Consider the following 15,981-nt stretch of genomic DNA (forward strand, 5'->3'; position numbering starts at 1 on the left):
TTACTCCACCATCTCTTCTGATGAGGTTCCTAGTTGAATTGTTCCAGCCTCAGCAAGACCGTTGACAACCTCAACAATTCTTCTTTGTGCGCTCTCCACCTCTTTCATTTTTACAGATCCCATAAACTGCATCTCTTCATTAAATGCTTCTCTAGCTCTCTCACTCATAGCAGCCATAAATTTCTCTTTAAGCTCATCTGGTGCACTTTTTAAACTTAGCATCAAGTCAGGTTTTTCTATATTTTTCATAATTTCTGAGATTGCATTTTTATCAAGTTTTGATATATCTTCAAAAGTAAACATCATCTCTTTAATAAGATTAGATAACTCTTCATCTCTCTCTTCAATTTTCGCCAATGTCTCTTTAGATGCTTTGGCACCGAGACGATTAAAGATATCTGCAACAGATCTCGGTCCACCAACTTCAACTTTATATGATGCAAGAGATTCGAGTTTAGATTCAAGAACAGCCGAGACTCTCTTGATTACAGATGGAGAAATATCACCTAATCTTGCCATTCTCATGGCAACTTCACTTCTTAAATCATCCGGAAAATATTGAAGTGTATCAGCAGCCTCAGTTGCGTTCATGTGAGCCAAGATAAGTGCTATTGTTTGTGGATGCTCATTAATAATAAAGTCTGAGAGTTGCTGAGGTTTTATTTTTGAAAGATATGCAAAATTTTGAGATTCTTGCATACTTTTTGCTAATTTTTCTAAAACTTTTTTAGCCTCTTCTGGTCCAAGAGTTCTATATAGAAGTTCTCTTGCATACTCAAGACCACCAGATGTTATAAACTGACCAGATTGCAATATTGCATGAAACTCTTCAAGAATTGCAGTAGCAATGGCTTTTTCAACGGTTCTGTTGCCAGCTATATGCTTTGAGACTTCAGTTATTGAATCAATATTCATAGACGAAAAAAGAGCTGCTGTTGTATCTTCACCTAGCTGCATAAGTAAAATAGCGGCTTTTTCGCCCATACTCATCTCATCAAAAAGTGCCTGTTGCGTTTGATTTAATGCCATTTTATCTCTCCCATTATCTTTCTACTTCTTCAGTAACTAAAGCTTGAAGAACAAGAGCTACGGCCTCTGGTGTCTCTTCTATCATTGATTTTATCTTCTCAAGAAGAACATCATGCTTGAGTGAATCCTCATTAAATCCTTCTCCAACTCCAAGCTGATCTTCCACTTTTTTACGCATAGATTGAACTTTTTCTATCAGATCTTCACCTTGATCATTATCAATATTTAGATAAGGTTTTGAGACATCCTCTTCCTCTTTTGAAATCTCAAGCATTCTTTGAGCAAACGGACTGATAACTTTTTTATAGACAATAAGCAATAGCAGCAGAACAAACAGATACTTAAATACTTCACTAAACGGCGCTAAATATGTTTGAGAGAATGAGATAGCTTTACTTACACCGTCTCCGCCAATTACACCACTCTGCTTAAACTGTAGATTTTTTACACTTATCTCATCCCCTCTAGCTGGGTCCACTCCAATAGAGCGACTCACAAGCAGAGTTAAAGATTGTAAATCGGCTTCAGATAGTGACTCATACTCCAGCTCTTCTGTTGGTTTACCACTTTTATCCAATTTATTTTTATATCTTCCATCAACTACAACGGCGGCAGTTACTCTTTTTATTGTTGCAAATTGTGATTTTGTAGTTGATACAGTTTTTCCAACCTCATAGTTTGTTGTTCCCGAATTTTTCTCATACTTTTCAGCTTTTTGATCACTCTTTAGTCCCTCTACTGGACCGATATTACTAACCGTTCCAGGGACGCCACCAACTTCTGGAGGCGTTGCACCCTCTCTCTTCTCTTCATTTACCTGCTCACTTCTTACAACATTTTCAGGGTCATATTTCTCTGAAGTAGAATTTACAATTGAAAAATCATAATCAATTGTAACTTGAGCCACAACTTTGTGTTCTCCTCCGACAAAGGGAGAGACAACCTCAATGATTTTTTTCTGCTTTTTTTTCTCTTCTATTGTCTTGAATTTCTGCTGAGTTGATGAGAGTTCGCTCATTTGAGCCATCTCATCCTCATCTCCAAGAGTTTCCCCTTCTCCATCAATAAGCGCAACATTTGCTTGGGTTAAGTTAGGCACCGCTGCTGCTATTAGATTTTTTATCCCTCTTATCTGTTTAGGCGTAAGCTTTTCGCCCTCTACAATTTTAATCATAACAGAGGCTGTTGGTTCTATTTTTTTCTCGACAAAAAGTGTCTCTTTTGGCAGCGCTAAACTAACTGTTGATGCTTCAATTGGGGCAAGTGAGTTGATTGTTCTCGAGAGTTCACCCTCTAGGGCGCGGATATATTTAACATTTTGATCAAAAGAGGTTGAGCCAAATTCCTGCTTATCAAAAAGCTCAAAACCAACACCAGTTTTCTTTGGAATTCCAAGAGCTGTTATTGCTAATCTCTCTCTATAAACAACCGTTTTTGGAACCTTTATAACATTTTTATCAAGCAACTGATAAGGAGTATTGCTTTTTTCTAGTTGTTCTACAACTTTAGCTGAATCCTCTGAATCAAGAGAGTCAAAAAGCACAACATAACCATCGGTAGAATCTTTTTTAGCAGTATAAACAACCAAAAATAGTAAAAATGCGACTATTCCTATGACTGCAACAGATATGATTGTTTTTTGTTGCTTTGTCAGCTTAGTATATAGAGCAACCAACTGTGAAAAAAGTGCTTTAAAGTCCATTAGTTTCCCATTTTAGATTATAGAAGTGGTGTTATTAGTTCAAAAAAACGACTATTTTGCTCATCGGTTCCTATCGTAACTCTGATCGAGTTCATCCCATAACTACTTAGATTTCTAACAATCATCCCTTGCTTTAGAAGCGAATTTGATATCTCTGTCGAATTTTGACTCGCATTTAGAGATAAAGTTACAAAATTTGTATAGCTATTAATTATATCTATATTTTTCTTTTTTGCAAACTCTTCGTAGCGTTTCATCTGCTCTAAATTTAGCGTTACACTCTTTTTAACAAACTCCTCATCCTCAAGTGCAACTGACGCTGCTTCTAGGGAGAGCGTAGTTATATTAAATGGCGGTCTTAGTTTGTATAATTCTTTTATGATTTTAGCATCAGCGATACCATAACCGACCCTCATACCGCCAAGTCCGTATGCTTTTGAAAATGTGCCGAGATATATTACATTATCAAACTGCTCAATCAAATCTTTTATCACTATCTCTTTTGATTTATCTTTAGCAATTGCGTACTCCATATAAGCACTATCAACCACAACCAAAGTATCGCTGTCTATTTTTTTTATAAAATTCAGTACATCGGTCGCATCTGCACAATCACCAGTCGGATTGTTTGGCGTACATAAAAATATAATCTCAGGTTTCTCTTTTTTATATATCTCAAAAAATTGCTCTAAATCATGCTCTTGTGAAGTAGTTCTTATAACCTCTGCGCCTACATGCTTTGCGTATATCTCATACATTGCAAAAGTTATGCTGTTCATCAAAATCTTAGAGTTTGAATTTGCTTTTGCATGAATCAGAAACTCTATAACTTGGTCACTTCCTGAACCAATTATAATATTTTCATTTTTTACATCAAATTTTTTGCTTAGCGCATCTTTTAGTTTAATCATAGAGTCATCTGGATAAAGGGACATTTTCCCAATTATAGCTCTTACAGCATCTTGAACTTTTGGCGAACAGCCATAAGGATTCTCATTTGATGCAAGTTTTACAATATCTTTTGGCTCAATTCCAAACTCTCTAACGACTAGTTCTATTGGTTTACCTGCTTCATATGTTGTTATATTTTCTAATTTTTTATTAAATTTCATCGTCTTCTCCTTTTGCGTAACTTCCTAGCCAAGTCACTTCCTCTTTATATTTTGATATTATGCTTTGAATTTCTACATCGTCAATGTGCCCATAAAAATCTATATAAAACCAGTGTCCAAATCCACTCTCATCTTTTGAAGGTCTTGACTCTATTTTCGAGAGATTTATATTTTTTTCATCAAAATCCCGTAAGAAGTGCACCAATGAACCAGCTTTTAGTGTATCTTTTAGTTTTACCAATATTGAAGTCTTATCACTTCCGCTGATACCGTTTTTAAAATCACTAAGTATCACAAATCTAGTCTCGCTTCCTATATCGTCTTCAACAAAGTCAAACATTGTTGGAACACCATAAAGTTTCGCCGCAATATGACTGCATAGAGCAGCGGCACTCTCATCTGCAGCCGCTAAGATTGCCGCTTTTGCTGTTGATTCTACTGGAATTTGCTCTACATTTTCAAAGCCGTGCTCTTGCAAAAACTCCCTGCACTGTCCAAAACCTTTATCTTTTGAGTATATTTTCTTAATATTTTCAAGTTTTTTTGCCTTTGTGGCGAATGATACATGAATAGGCATATAAAGCTCGGCAATAATTTTTACAGAACTCTTTGCAAGCAGATCGAGTGTTTCCCCAACGATTCCATCTCTTGAGTTTTCAATAGGAACAACACCAAATTTAGCTCTTTTTGCCTCAAGCGTCTTAAATACAGAAGCGATGGAACCCAAAGAGAGATAATCACTCATAGCACCAAAACGGCTCTCCGCTGCTTGATGAGTAAAACTTCCCTCAGGTCCGAGATAGGCTATTTTCTCTGGAAGTTCTAGATTTCTTGAAACTGCAAAAACTTCTAAAAATATTGCTTCTATTGCATTTTTGTTTAGCAAGCCATTCTGCTCTACGCTTTTTTGTGTTAAGCGCTCAATAATTGATTTCTCTCTCTCTGGCCTATAGATAGTTCCGCCACTATCTTTTTTAATCTCTCCAACTCTCTCAACAACTCTCATTCTGCTATTTAGAAGGGTTAGTATCTCATCATCAATTGCATCAATTGCACCTCTGCACTCGTCTAAAGTTTTCATCTGCTCTCCAAAATCTCTTGCATATCTGCATAAATAAAATCAGGTCTTAGTTCAGGTTTTAAAAATGGAATTATCTCTTCTTCGCTCTTATATTTTCCACTTGTTACAAATATAGTCTTCATTCCCATCTCTTTCGCTCCGCCTAAATCGCCCTTCACATCATCACTTATTATCGTGATATCGCTAAATTTTGCAGTGGGATTTTGAAGCTGAAGCATCTTTAGTCCCTCTTCATAAAAGGCTTTGCTTGGCTTACCAACAACACTATACGCCGTCGATGTAGCAAACTCAAGCATCTTCAAAATTGCGCCAACACCAGGGTATCGCTTTGAGTTTTTAGCATATATAGATGTTTCGTGCATTCCAACCAAAGATGCTCCGCTGAGTAAAAAATCTATCATTTGAGCAAACTCTTCATTTGTAAAATTCTCTTTTATGGAAATAAGAACTGTTTTTGGATTTTTATAATCAAACACAAAGCCCATGTTGATGAGATTTTTTAAAAACTCATCCCCACCATAAGCTGCAACTGCGTCTTTGCTCACATGAGATTCCAAAAGCATAAGAGGATCAAGATATGATGAGAAGTTAAAATTAAAACCAATAGATTTTAAATAGAGATAAAAATCGTTTGAGCTTTTTTTAGTGTTGTTCGTAATAATCATATATGGAATATTTTTTTTATTTAGTGCATCAACAAACTCTATACTCCCACGAATTGGGCTTTTGTCTATATCACTAATCAGAGTACCTTGAACATCTAAAAAATACAACTCAATATCTCCAATTAATCTTGTAAAAATTCTAGTTCGAGAGCCACTAAATCATCAAAAGTTTCTCGTTTACGAATTAATCTTGCCTTGCCATCGCTAATCGCAATTTCAGCACTTCTGCCTCTGGTGTTGTAGTTACTTCCCATACCAAAACCATATGCCCCAGCACTATGAACCACAAGCAAATCATTATGTTCTAAAATTGGAAGTGAGTAATTTTTTGCAAGAAAATCACCACTTTCACAAACAGGACCAACAATATCAGCTATTGTCGCCTCAGTTTTACTATCAGTAATTGCCTCTATCTTATGGTAAGCACCATAAAGGCTTGGACGAATCAAGTCGTTCATCGCCCCATCAACCACAACAAATCTTTTCAAGCCATTTTGTTTTTCATACAGAACTTTTGTTAAAAAGTATCCTGCATTTGCTGTTAAAAATCTACCCGGTTCACAGATGACAGTTAAATCAAGACCCTTGAGTGTAATTAAAATAAGTTGAGCATAATTATATGGATCTATAGTTGTTTCGTCGTTATATTTAACACCAAGGCCGCCACCGATATCAAAAAACTTTAGCTCTATCTTAAGTGCCATTAAAGAGCGAACCAAGTCAGCAACAATCACGGCCGATTCATAAATAGGCTCCGCTTGGGTTAGCTGAGAACCTATATGAAAATGGATTCCAACTGGGTCTAAATGCTCAGAGTTGTTGGCACGAATATACATTCTTTTTGCCATATCTATCTCAACACCAAACTTATTATCATGAAGTCCTGTTGAGATATATGGATGGGTTTTGGGATCGATGTTTGGATTTACTCTCACGCTAATTCTACAAACTGTGTTTAACTCTTTTGCTATAAGCTCAACTCGTAAAAGCTCTGCTTCGCTCTCGACATTGATGTATAAAATGTCTCTCTCGATAGCCTCTCTAATCTCATCATCACTCTTACCAACGCCAGAGAAAATAATCTTATATTTTGGAACACCTGCTAAAAATGCACGACGAACTTCACCGATAGAGACACAATCTGCACCGCTTCCAAGATTTGCAAAATGCTTAATAACACTAAGATTTGAATTTGATTTGACAGCAAAAGCCATAATTGATTTTCTACCTTTAAAAGCCACTTTTAGCTCTTCGTACTGCTTTGTCATATAGTCAAAATCATAAACATAGAGTGGGGTTTTGTAGGTTTGGGCTAACTCTTTAAAATTTATCACAAAAAAGTCCTAAATATTTTTTGCTTATTTTATCTAAAATGTACTTATACCAAACTCAACTAACGGCGCACATACAAGCATAGTTAATTTTCGGATTCTCTAACTATATTTTCTCCACTGCCTAATAGCCACAGCGCTTAAAATTATCTGCGGAACTATGATTCCAATCTCACTATATATGGTTTTATTATTTGATAATTCAATAAGAATAAACAAAATAGCCCAAGCAAAAAGCGATGATACGATAGCTGTAAAACTAAAGAGAGATACATTTAAAAATCTAATACTTACTGGGACAAAAAAGAAGATTATAATTATTAGGCTTGGTACAAAAAGTGGATAAATAAACATCTTATACAAAACACTCTTCACAACATCGGTATTAATTTTTTGAGCCTTTAGAAGTATGAAAGCATCAACAGCATCTATAACAGTAAAGTTTACTTTTCCCTCATAAACTTGATCTAACATTTTTGGACGAAATCCATGAAGAATTTTTAATCCATCCTCTTCTTTAACTCTTATACCAAGGGATTTAAAATCTATATTATCTGGCTTTGTTATAATGTCCGCTTTTTTAATATACCATGACTCATCAACATATTTAGCTTCTGTTGCCATTAGAACTTCTTTTAATGAATTATTTACTAGTGTAAAAACTCTAATACCTTCAGCTCTCTCTTGAAGTGGCAACAGGCTTGAAAAATAGACAAATTTATCTTCATATGTAAAAAAAAGATTGCTTGATGGATTTAGATATTGTGTGTTTTTGCGAATATTTTTAGCAAATTCATCTGCTCTAGCAAAATTTGGTAATGAGTGAAGTGATATAAAAATAAGTATAGTAACACTTGAGACAACAACAAAGGGCCTTAAAACATCAATTCTCGAATAACCAAGAGAGTAGAATGATACAAGAGCATTTGATCGGATTAGAAAAATCTTTGTAGTTATCATAGCAAAAACAAGCGAAAGAGGAAGAAGAATATCAACTGCATAGAAAGATTTATATACCAAATATATAAGAAGAAGATTTGCAGAAATATCTAATTTTTCTGTATTTCCCATATAGTCAAATCCAACCATAAACATGACAAGAGCAAGTAAAATAATAGCGAAATACTTGATGTAGTGCAGAGAGATATAGTTAAATGCCAACATGTAGATCCATTTAGTAGTTTGGGTTATTTTAGCTGAAAATTTTTAATTGTATATTTAGAGCTTGTATCTTCTAGCGAATTTTTTAGCAGATATTCCACTGCCTCAGATGCCGAAGATATCCACTCTTTCAGATATTTCTCTTCATCTATAGAAAAGGGACTAAGAACAAAAGATGCCACTTCACCCTTATGTTCGGGTTTTCCAATGCCCATACGGATTCTTATATACTCTTTAGATATCTTTTCATCAGCGGATTTAAGTCCATTATGTCCGCCATGTCCGCCACCTCTCTTAAAGCGAATGGTTCCAAATGGGAGATCTAAATCATCATGTATTACAACAACTTCATCGATTTTATAAAAAGATTTTACAGCTTCAATGGATTCGCCCGAAAGATTCATAAAAGTAAGTGGTTTTAATAAAAAATGATTTGAGAATTTGAAAAGTTCACCCTTAAATGATGAGGAGCTTATTTTTTGAGAGTTTGTTTTTTTTACAAGATTATCGATAACCATAAAACCGATATTGTGACGAGTTTTTTCATAGTTTTGGCCTGGATTTCCCAGGCCGACTATTAGCATAATTATTTTGCCTTAATTACACTTAATACAGATACACGATCAGAATCAGTAAATGTAACATTAGGTATTTTTGCTAATTCACGAATTAGCATTGAATCACCAACATCCATTGGAGAAACATCAACATATATTGCATTTGGAGTATTTTCGATTGCCGCTTTTACTCTTAAACGAGGTTTTGCAACATGAACAAGACCTTTATTTTTTAGACCGATTGCATCACCTTGTGGCACAACTGGAACATGATAGTGAGTTACAACACCTGATTGTGCAACCATCAAATCTACATGTAAAAGCAGTGCAGTTACTGGATGTGCCTCATATGATTGAACTACAACATTCATCTCTTTTCCACCCACAGTAATCGGGAATGATAAAGTATCTTTGTTGCGAACAGTACGGATATACTCATTCATTTTGAACGCAGCATGAATATTTTCAAGCCCTTTTCCGTAGATGTTTGCGATTAGATATCCATCACGGCGAAGTGCTTTCGTACCCTTCTTGCCAATACTCTCTCTAATTATGCCTTCTAACATATTGAATCCTTAATAAAAAATGTTTGGAATTTTACCTTTTTATGCTTTAAGCAGAGTTAAATATACTACTTTAAATCAAAAATATCATCATCCCTACTATTTCTACTCTCTTTTACTTCATGTTGCTCACTATGGGATGGGTTTTTACTACTGTTAAATCCATTCATTTTAAGCTCCAAATCAGATGGGCTTGTTGCATAATCTTTTGCTTTTTCTCTTGTGATAATACCGTCGTTGTATATGTCAAGTATGTGTTGATCAAAACTTTGAGATTTATAGTGCTCTCTGCCTTTTTCTATTGTCTCCTTAATCTCATAGTCACGATTTTCCATTATCAACTTCTCTATGGTTGCCGTCTTAACTAGAACTTCCATAGCCGCAACTCGCTTGCCCTCTATTGTTGGTATAAGTCTTTGAGAAATAACACCTTTTAAAACACCAGAAAGTGCTAAACGAACACGATTTTGCTCATCTGTTGGAAACATTCCGATAACACGATTTATTGTCTCTTTTGCATCTATTGTATGGAGTGTTGAAAAAACAAGATGCCCAGTATCTGCCGCGTGCAGTGCGAGCTCCACCGTCTCTCTATCTCTCATCTCTCCAACAAGTATGATATCTGGATCTTCACGAAGTGCGGCTCGTAGTGCTCTATCAAAAGAGAGGGTATCTTGTCCAACTGAGCGTTGGTTTATGATACATCCTCTATCTTTATGTACAAACTCGATTGGATCTTCTATGGTTATGATATGTTTTTTTGCTGTTAAATTAATCTCATTTATCATGGCTGCAAGAGTAGTTGACTTTCCACTACCAGTTGCTCCAGTTACTAGAATAAGCCCGCGAGACTCTTTTGTAAAAGCTTCTATAGCTTCTGGAAATTTCATCTTTTCAAGTGTAGGAACTTCCATTGGAATAACACGAAAAACAAAAGATGGTCCATCTGTTTGAAAGAAAATATTTACACGAAAACGGTTTTTTTCGTCAAATTGGTAGACTAAATCTATCTCCTTATTCTGAATAAACTCACCATATCTACCTCTGAGAATCTCTTTTGATAAAGTCATAGCCATCTCATGAGTAAATATCCCGCCAGAAAACTGAATAATACTTCCATTTATTCTAGCACGAATAACACCATTTGCTTTGACATGCAAGTCACTTCCACCAACTTCTATCAATTTTTTAAGGTATGCCCTAATCTTTTTTAACTCTTCAAAAGTTAGCAGACTAATATCTACTGCGTGCTCGCTACTACTCATAGTGCCTCCAAAATATCTTTAAAAGCAATTTTAAATGATTCTAAACCATCTCTTATTTGCCCATCTAAAACTGCTTCAAAAGCTATGCCCAAATCACTAACTTTTTTAAAATGCTCTTTAATAATAGCTGATGAAATTGGTAAAACACCATCTCTTAAACTACTCTCATTATAAAATGATTCTATTGTATCTAGCGGTGCAGTATTTACACTATTGTATGCTAAAAGATTTTCAATATAATAGTGTGGCTTTAAGGAGTTGCCCTTTACTCCAGTGCTTGCAAAAAGTACTCTACAACCTTCTATCCTCATTTTCTCTATTTCCGAATATATCTCTGAACTGTTATAAATTCCGCAAAGTGCCACGGCTACGCCACCTGCTGCTAACCTCTCATCTAGCGCTCTATCGATTCTGCTTACAAAAACACTTATAACGGTATCAACTTTAGAGTTATGACTCTTTAAGCCCTCAATAAAAGCATTTGCGCAAGATAGTGCCTGTGACTTCTTAAATATAAGTGTAGCGTTAACTGGGATTTTACTTTTAACTAGCTCTCTCATAGCAATATAACCAGCCTCGGTTGCAGGAATTTTTATCATAACATTTTCTCTACCAATTTGCTTAAAGAGTCTCTTTCCTTCCTCTATGGTAGCATCTGCATCATCGCAAAGGTATGGATCAACCTCTATACTAACATAACCATCGTTGCCTACATCATAAAGTGGTTTTAGTATATCTGCTGCCTTTTGAATATCAAATATTGCAACTGCTTCATATTTTTGTTTTGGAGAAAGAGATTTAAGAACACTTAACTGCTCTTTATAGGCACTCGATGTTAAAATCGCACTCTTAAATATTGCCGGATTAGATGTTGCACCATTTATAATCCCTTTTTTAATCAAATCTTTAAACTCATTATCAAGATACTCTCTCTCGATAAAATCTGCCCATAAAGAGAACTTTAACTCTTTTATATACACACCAACCCCTTTTTATAGTTTTTTTTCAATTTACAATAAATCAATTACGGCAAATATATCTTATCCAATAATTCATTATATTCGCTTTTTGCATCACTATCTAGCGTTATGCCTCCGCCACTCTTATAAATAAGTCCATCTGCTGTTTTTTCTATATAACGAATCATTACTCCGCTATCAAAACTCTTGCCATCATACACACCAAAGACTCCACTAAAAAAACCTCTTTCATACATTTCGACTCTATGTATAATATCCAAAGTGCTTTTTTTTGGGGCTCCACTTATGCTCCCAGCTGGAAGCATTGCTTTTAAAATATCGCCTATTTTTTCATGCCAATTGCCAAAAAGGCTCCCGCTTATATGAGAGCTTACTTGAAGAAGCCTCTTTTCTCCGGCATCTATACTTTTTACATATCTAAACTTCTCTACCCTGACATCTGAGGCTACAATTGAGAGGTCGTTTCTTAGTAAATCTACAACCATAATATGTTCTGCCATCTCTTTTTTGTCGCTTAAGATTATGTTTTTGGCATCTGGTATCTGGGCATCAATTGTACCTTTCATTGGAAAAGTATGGATACGGGACTCTCTTATGCAGATAAACTGCTCTGGAGAGAAACAAACAAACTCATCCTTGTATCTTAGCTTATAGTGGGCATTTGCATTTGCATAAATCTCTTTTAGTGTGAGACTTGTTCTAATCTTTGATGGCTGAGTGAGATTGAGAAGATATGTATTTCCAGATTTTATATCTTCCATTACGGAGTTAAATTTTTTTTCATAGTCGCTAAAATTTGAGGCAAGCTTCTCCAAAGTGTGACTATGTTTTTTCACTTCAAAATGCTCATTTATAGAAAACTCAATGTCATTATCATCAAGCTCATCTAATGCTATTATTTTTAAGTTTTGTGCTTTAAAATCAGATATAAAAAGAAAGGGTTTGCGTTTTTCCCCAAAAGAGTTTAAATCATCAAATGTCATAAATAAGTTTTTTTAAAACTGCCATTCTTATTGGAACACCATTTGAGACCTGCTCTAAAACTTTACATCTTTTATCGGACAATAAAACATCATCAATATCAATATTTCTATGGACTGGTCCAGGGTGAAGGATTATAATATCCCTATCTCCTACAAGTTCAGCAGTGATACAAAAATCACTTGCATAATCCTTCAAAGAGGCATAACTTTGAGATGAGTGTCTTTCAGTCTGTGTTCTAAGACTCATAATCGCATCAACTTCATCAATTATCTCATTTAAAAAGTGGGTTGTTCTGAGTTTTGTTTTTGGCAAAAATTGAGGAGGTGCAACCAAAATAACCTCCATTCCAAATCTGCCTAAAAGCTCAATATTTGAGTTTGCAACCCGCGAATTTATAATATCACCAACAATAGCTATCTTTTTACCAACCAGATCCCCAAAATGCTCCCTAAGGGTAAAGAGGTCTAAAAGGGCTTGTGTTGGATGGGCGTGTGCTCCGTCTCCAGCGTTTATTATGGAAGCTCTTGTATTGCTTGAGAGTATGCTTGGAACGCCTGAGTTTTGGTGCCTTACTATTATCGCATGGGGATACATCGCATCAAGATTCATGGCGGTATCTATGAGTGTCTCGCCCTTACTTGTAGAGCTCTTTGTTACATCAAGATGAACAACTTCTGCCCCCAATCTCTTAGCAGCAATCTCAAATGAACTTCTTGTACGAGTTGAGTTTTCAAAAAAGAGAGTAATAATCACCTTATCTTGAAGAATTTTTTCAAACTTTTCACCATTTTTTATCTTCTCGTTAAAAATTTTTGCATCTCTTAAGATGCCCTCTATCTCTTCATTGTTAAAATCATCCGTACGAAGTAAATGTTTCATAATGCTCTTTTTTGAATATTTATTGATTATGCAACATTATACCAAACTCAACTAACCACATATACTTAAGAGTTAAATCAAATTTCCAATAAAATATCACATATCTCTTTTATATTTTCGCCAACTTTTAACACATCTAAATTTGATTTTAAAAAATAATCCTTCGAAGTTATCGCAAAATCATTATCATTTTCTCTGCAGTTAAACGCTACTGTATATTTTATATTTTTATCATCTAGTGCTTTTTTACTAAGAAGCGTATCATTTATACATCCCAACGAGCAATGCGTAACCAAGAGAGCCGAAGCACCAAAGTGAGATATCAAATCAATCATCATAAAATCTTTATCAATTGGCGTGTAAAGTCCGCCAGCACCCTCAATGATTAGTAAATCACATAATTTTTCAATTTTCTCCACCGCATCATCAAGTAGCTTTAAATCCAAAGGAGCATTTCCTGAAGCAACAAAAGGAGCTGCTGGAAGTTTGTAGGTTATTGGAGCAATATCGTCTATTTTTATATCTTTAAATTCATTATTTAGTCTTTTCAAAGATGTCAAAATCTCTTGCGCATCCAAAGGAAAACTAGCAACCCCTGTCTCTATTGGCTTTATTGCCCCAACCCTAATGCCACGAAATGCGAACTCTTCTAAAAGCAATTTTGTTGTATATGTCTTTCCGATATTTGTATTTGTAGCCGTTATAAAAATTCGTTTCATACCGCTCCAGCTTATTTTAGTTAGTGAATTTTAGCCTCTTTATATTAAATCATCACTACAGATTTATACACCAGTCAATCTCTTTTTTATTGTGAGCTTTTAGATATAGATTGGTTTTTGAAAAAGGTTTTGAGCCAAAGAAACCTCTATAGCAAGAGAGCGGAGATGGATGTGGAGCCCTCAAAACAAGATGTTTGTTTTCATCAATAAAAGACGCTTTTTTTTGCGATGAGTTTCCCCATAAAATAAAAACTATATTTTCAAACATAATTGACATAGTCCTAACAACGCAATCTGTGAATTTTTCCCAACCAATATTTTGATGCGAGTTTGGCTTTGACTCAACTACGCTCAGTACGCTGTTTATGAGCAAAACACCATCCTCTGCCCACTTAGTTAAGTCACCATAACTTGGCACAGCACACCCAACATCATCCTCAAGTTCTTTAAATATATTTCGCAATGATGGCGGAATAACACATCCTTTATATACAGAAAATGCTAAACCATTCGCTTGATTCTCACCATGATACGGGTCTTGACCCAATACAACCACCTTAACTTTATCAACAGCCGTTATATTAAAAGCCCTAAAAACATCCTCTTGTTTAGGAAATATCTTTTTAGTTTTATATTCCGACTCTATAAATGATAAAAGCTCAACAAAATACTCTTTATCTAGCTCATCTTTTAAAATAAGCTGCCAATCACTATTTAATCTCATGTTTATTCCTAAATATTACAGCTAACTAATTTGTAAAAATACCTCAGTATAGAGGAAATTTAATATTTTCAACCACTAAAGCATATCACTTTAGCAATATTATTCGCTTATATTACCAAATTTTAATTTTTTTGAAACACAAAAAGATGCTCATGCATGATAAGCAGAAAATTTGCTTCTTTACTCTTGTTTACCCAAAAACCAGTCGCTTTGCAGTTATGCTGATGCTTGATGATGTCTTCTTTTAGTTCAAAACCAACTTTTAAGAACCTCTGCATAACCATAAAAGCCATAGGTTGATACATCTTATTTCTTCTAGTATCACCTATCAATATTGCACAATATTTATCTTTTTTCAAAACTCTGTAAAACTCATTTGCAACTTTTTCCATCTCATCGCAAAATTTTTCTAAATTATGGATATTTGATAGGTCTTCTTCTATCTTTCTATCACTGTATTTTATAATATCTGCATAAGGCGGATGATTTAAGATAAAGTCTATTGTTTCATCTTTTAAGATTGACAAATCTCTTGCATCATTTAACTCAACTCTTATCTTGGGATTATATTCACACTCGAAATTAAGCGCGCTTTTTGTCAGCTCTATTGCATTTGGATTTATATCTAAGGCTAGAAGATGGCGATTTAAAAGCTTACACTCAACAGCAGTCGTTCCTCCGCCAATCATCGGATCGAGTAAACAATCTTTCTCTTGCGAATATCTAAGTACAAGATTGCGCACAACCTCAGGAGCCCAATTTCCTCTATATTTTGAGTTATGAGTCGCCCAATTTCCACGCCGTCTGAAACTCCAAACTGTTGTACACTCTTGCTCAAACTCTTCGGGATGAAGTTTTTTAATCTTTGCCATTGGCAACCAATATAAAATACTTATTTAGTTCATGAACATGTTCTATTGAATAATCTATAATATGATTATTTTGCAGATTATTTTTAAACTCTGATTTTTCATCAAACTCCCAAAGTGAAACATTCTTAAGCAATTCAGGTTCTAAAATTGGGATAGCTTCTAAAAAATACAAATCCCAATTTTTACTTCCTTGAAAAACAAAACCTTCTGCTATTTCTTCATTTCCTTCTAAAACATCAATATCTACTACATAAAGTGACTCATAATAGGTTTTTTTCATGGTTTATCCTTAAATAATATTAAATACATAATATCAAGTTAAGTAATAAATATTAAAAAATATTGCAATTTGTCATA

At 34.8% G+C, this 15,981-nt stretch carries 17 protein-coding genes; all 17 read right to left on the reverse strand.

Annotation, left to right across the window (positions count from 1 at the left end):
- The 17 genes from fliG to PHV22_RS05415 all read right to left on the reverse strand — a co-directional run bounded on the left by fliG (position 1) and on the right by PHV22_RS05415 (position 15,904).
- Positions 1-1,029 carry a flagellar motor switch protein FliG gene (gene fliG / locus PHV22_RS05335; protein ID WP_295021922.1) on the reverse strand — a complete coding sequence of 343 codons (1,029 nt, stop codon included), beginning with the start codon at positions 1,027-1,029 and terminating at the stop codon, positions 1-3.
- A 13-nt stretch (positions 1,030-1,042) separates the two neighbouring features.
- Positions 1,043-2,731 (reverse strand): flagellar basal-body MS-ring/collar protein FliF, encoded by a 1,689-nt coding sequence (gene fliF, locus PHV22_RS05340; RefSeq protein WP_295021920.1) that lies wholly within the window; start codon positions 2,729-2,731, stop codon positions 1,043-1,045.
- 17 nt (positions 2,732-2,748) lie between these two features.
- Positions 2,749-3,843 (reverse strand): histidinol-phosphate transaminase, encoded by a 1,095-nt coding sequence (hisC, locus tag PHV22_RS05345; protein ID WP_295021918.1) that lies wholly within the window; start codon positions 3,841-3,843, stop codon positions 2,749-2,751.
- Entirely contained in the window at positions 3,833-4,924 is a 1,092-nt protein-coding gene (pheA, locus tag PHV22_RS05350) for a chorismate mutase (protein WP_295021917.1), read from the reverse strand. The genes hisC and pheA overlap by 11 nt, the downstream gene beginning before the upstream one ends.
- A complete protein-coding gene (locus PHV22_RS05355; protein WP_295021916.1) occupies positions 4,921-5,697 on the reverse strand; it encodes an HAD-IIA family hydrolase in 777 nt (258 codons plus the stop codon). Before PHV22_RS05355 ends, pheA begins: the two co-directional genes overlap by 4 nt.
- Before the next feature lie 14 nt (positions 5,698-5,711).
- Positions 5,712-6,923 (reverse strand): diaminopimelate decarboxylase, encoded by a 1,212-nt coding sequence (gene lysA / locus PHV22_RS05360; protein WP_295021915.1) that lies wholly within the window; start codon positions 6,921-6,923, stop codon positions 5,712-5,714.
- Positions 6,924-7,022: 99 nt separating this feature from the next.
- Positions 7,023-8,084: an LptF/LptG family permease gene (locus tag PHV22_RS05365; RefSeq protein ID WP_295021913.1), complete on the reverse strand. Its 1,062-nt coding sequence runs from the start codon at positions 8,082-8,084 to the stop codon at positions 7,023-7,025.
- A gap of 23 nt (positions 8,085-8,107) precedes the next feature.
- Positions 8,108-8,665 carry an aminoacyl-tRNA hydrolase gene (gene pth, locus PHV22_RS05370; protein ID WP_295021910.1) on the reverse strand — a complete coding sequence of 186 codons (558 nt, stop codon included), beginning with the start codon at positions 8,663-8,665 and terminating at the stop codon, positions 8,108-8,110.
- Between the two features lie 2 nt (positions 8,666-8,667).
- On the reverse strand, positions 8,668-9,204 hold the full coding sequence (locus PHV22_RS05375; RefSeq protein ID WP_295021908.1) for a 50S ribosomal protein L25/general stress protein Ctc: 537 nt from the start codon (positions 9,202-9,204) through the stop codon (positions 8,668-8,670).
- Between the two features lie 65 nt (positions 9,205-9,269).
- Positions 9,270-10,466: a type IV pilus twitching motility protein PilT gene (locus PHV22_RS05380; RefSeq protein WP_299946240.1), complete on the reverse strand. Its 1,197-nt coding sequence runs from the start codon at positions 10,464-10,466 to the stop codon at positions 9,270-9,272.
- The gene (locus PHV22_RS05385; protein WP_295021904.1) at positions 10,463-11,446 is read right to left on the reverse strand and encodes a transaldolase; all 984 of its coding nucleotides are present in this window, start codon (positions 11,444-11,446) and stop codon (positions 10,463-10,465) included. The genes PHV22_RS05380 and PHV22_RS05385 overlap by 4 nt, the downstream gene beginning before the upstream one ends.
- Positions 11,447-11,490: 44 nt before the next feature.
- Positions 11,491-12,429: an aminodeoxychorismate synthase component I gene (locus PHV22_RS05390; protein WP_295021902.1), complete on the reverse strand. Its 939-nt coding sequence runs from the start codon at positions 12,427-12,429 to the stop codon at positions 11,491-11,493.
- On the reverse strand, positions 12,419-13,309 hold the full coding sequence (locus PHV22_RS05395) for an aspartate carbamoyltransferase catalytic subunit (protein WP_295021900.1): 891 nt from the start codon (positions 13,307-13,309) through the stop codon (positions 12,419-12,421). The genes PHV22_RS05390 and PHV22_RS05395 overlap by 11 nt, the downstream gene beginning before the upstream one ends.
- A 77-nt stretch (positions 13,310-13,386) precedes the next feature.
- Entirely contained in the window at positions 13,387-14,028 is a 642-nt protein-coding gene (bioD, locus tag PHV22_RS05400; protein ID WP_295021899.1) for a dethiobiotin synthase, read from the reverse strand.
- A gap of 55 nt (positions 14,029-14,083) precedes the next feature.
- A complete protein-coding gene (locus PHV22_RS05405) occupies positions 14,084-14,752 on the reverse strand; it encodes a uracil-DNA glycosylase (protein WP_299946245.1) in 669 nt (222 codons plus the stop codon).
- A 122-nt stretch (positions 14,753-14,874) separates the two neighbouring features.
- Positions 14,875-15,624: a DNA methyltransferase gene (locus tag PHV22_RS05410; RefSeq protein ID WP_299946248.1), complete on the reverse strand. Its 750-nt coding sequence runs from the start codon at positions 15,622-15,624 to the stop codon at positions 14,875-14,877.
- The gene (locus PHV22_RS05415; protein WP_299946251.1) at positions 15,611-15,904 is read right to left on the reverse strand and encodes a hypothetical protein; all 294 of its coding nucleotides are present in this window, start codon (positions 15,902-15,904) and stop codon (positions 15,611-15,613) included. Before PHV22_RS05415 ends, PHV22_RS05410 begins: the two co-directional genes overlap by 14 nt.
- Positions 15,905-15,981 lie beyond the last annotated feature (77 nt).

The organism is Sulfurimonas sp., assembly GCF_028713515.1.
In the GTDB taxonomy this organism is placed as follows: Bacteria; Campylobacterota; Campylobacteria; order Campylobacterales; family Sulfurimonadaceae; genus Sulfurimonas.

Coding starts and splice junctions, on each gene's coding strand:
- fliG (WP_295021922.1), bottom strand. CDS start 1,029: ATGGCATTAAATCAAACGCAACAGGCACTTTTTGATGAGATGAGTATG.
- fliF (WP_295021920.1), bottom strand. CDS start 2,731: ATGGACTTTAAAGCACTTTTTTCACAGTTGGTTGCTCTATATACTAAG.
- hisC (WP_295021918.1), bottom strand. CDS start 3,843: ATGAAATTTAATAAAAAATTAGAAAATATAACAACATATGAAGCAGGT.
- pheA (WP_295021917.1), bottom strand. CDS start 4,924: ATGAAAACTTTAGACGAGTGCAGAGGTGCAATTGATGCAATTGATGAT.
- PHV22_RS05365 (WP_295021913.1), bottom strand. CDS start 8,084: ATGTTGGCATTTAACTATATCTCTCTGCACTACATCAAGTATTTCGCT.
- pth (WP_295021910.1), bottom strand. CDS start 8,665: ATGCTAATAGTCGGCCTGGGAAATCCAGGCCAAAACTATGAAAAAACT.
- PHV22_RS05375 (WP_295021908.1), bottom strand. CDS start 9,204: ATGTTAGAAGGCATAATTAGAGAGAGTATTGGCAAGAAGGGTACGAAA.
- PHV22_RS05380 (WP_299946240.1), bottom strand. CDS start 10,466: ATGAGTAGTAGCGAGCACGCAGTAGATATTAGTCTGCTAACTTTTGAA.
- PHV22_RS05390 (WP_295021902.1), bottom strand. CDS start 12,429: ATGACATTTGATGATTTAAACTCTTTTGGGGAAAAACGCAAACCCTTT.
- PHV22_RS05395 (WP_295021900.1), bottom strand. CDS start 13,309: ATGAAACATTTACTTCGTACGGATGATTTTAACAATGAAGAGATAGAG.
- bioD (WP_295021899.1), bottom strand. CDS start 14,028: ATGAAACGAATTTTTATAACGGCTACAAATACAAATATCGGAAAGACA.
- PHV22_RS05405 (WP_299946245.1), bottom strand. CDS start 14,752: ATGAGATTAAATAGTGATTGGCAGCTTATTTTAAAAGATGAGCTAGAT.
- PHV22_RS05410 (WP_299946248.1), bottom strand. CDS start 15,624: ATGGCAAAGATTAAAAAACTTCATCCCGAAGAGTTTGAGCAAGAGTGT.
- PHV22_RS05415 (WP_299946251.1), bottom strand. CDS start 15,904: ATGAAAAAAACCTATTATGAGTCACTTTATGTAGTAGATATTGATGTT.